Genomic DNA, 1,442 nt, shown 5'->3' on the forward strand with positions numbered 1-1,442 from the left:
GGTTGATGGAAGAAAAATACTTCCTTCAACCCTATTTTTTGGTACACAAAAACACAGAAGTCCGATATATTAAAAGCGCTAACCAAAATAGAAAGGACTCTGTGCTATGACTCATGATATACGAAAATTACTCAATATAAAAGACCTTAACATAAAATTCTCCGATAATTGTGTGGAAAAGATCAAAAATAAGCTTCACATAAAGTGTACACTGACCTATCCTGTTGATACGTGTCTTTGTTGCCAAAAGCAAGGAGGTGTCGTTAAAAATGGCACGCGATCCTCTAGAATCACCTACTTAGAAAGTGCAGGACAAGCTTGTTATCTGATTCTTAAAAAACAACGTTACCTTTGTCGAAATTGTGGGCACACCTTCACTGCAGAAACAAATTTGGTTGAGAAGAACTGCTTTATTTCGTGTGCCACTAAGCAGAAAATCGCCAGCTTGGCAACGGACACTACTTCTGAAAAGAAAATCGCTTCTCAAACCCATGTCTCTATTCATACCGTACGACGTGTGGTCGACGCTTTCGCTTGTGCGATACGTAAACGTCCTACCACTCTTCCAGAACATCTTTGTTTTGATGAATTTAAATCGACCCGTTCCGTTAAAGGCGTGATGAGCTTTATCTATTGTGATGCCGTGACTCACCAAGTTGTCGATATCGTAGAGGATCGCCGTTTATATGCCTTGAAGGAACACTTCTATCGTTATAGTCGTCAGGAACGAAAAAAAGTAAAAACCATTTGTATTGATATGTATGTCCCCTATATCAAATTGATCCGTCAATTATTCCCTAATGCTACCATTATTATTGATCGATTCCACATTGTTCAAGCCCTTAACCGTGAATTGAACCGTTGTCGGATTCAAGGAATGAACCAAGTAAGATATAAAGACAGAAGGCTCTATAATAAGCTTAAGAGGTACTGGAAACTGTTTTTAATGAAGGAGAAGAAACTTGAATATACGCGCTATGAAAGATTTCCTCTCTTTGACTCTTTAACCAATACAGGGAATGTGGTGGATTACCTGTTAAATCAAAATGAAGTTCTTAAAAACACCTATCGTGTGGTCCAAGACCTTCGTTTCTCTCTCGATCAATCAGACCCTCTTATGTTTTTGACTACCCTTTATCAGGCTTCAAACCAATCGCTCACACCGGGGCTTAAGAGAGTCCTCAAGACATTTACTAAGTTTAAACAGTACATTAAAAATACCTTTCATTATCATACACTGACTAATGGCCCTATTGAAGGGATTAATAATAAGATTAAAGTGCTTAAGCGCAATGCTTATGGCTATAAAAACTACTCTCATTTTAAAAATAGAATACTTTTAATATCAAGATTGTATGTGTCAGGAAGAAAAGAAAAAGAGACCAAGCAACTATTCGTTGCTTAGTCTCCATAAGGGCATCAACCCTATTTGACATAGAGCC

The 1,442-nt window shown here is 37.7% G+C and carries 1 protein-coding gene; it reads left to right on the plus strand.

Annotated features, from left to right (window positions below; all coding sequences use genetic code 11):
- Positions 1–106: 106 nt before the first annotated feature.
- Entirely contained in the window at positions 107–1,405 is a 1,299-nt protein-coding gene (locus HF969_RS09695) for an ISL3 family transposase (RefSeq protein WP_168427223.1), read from the plus strand.
- Positions 1,406–1,442: the final 37 nt, after the last annotated feature.

The sequence above is a fragment of the Facklamia miroungae genome (assembly GCF_012396555.1).
Classification (GTDB): domain Bacteria; phylum Bacillota; class Bacilli; order Lactobacillales; family Aerococcaceae; genus Facklamia; species Facklamia miroungae.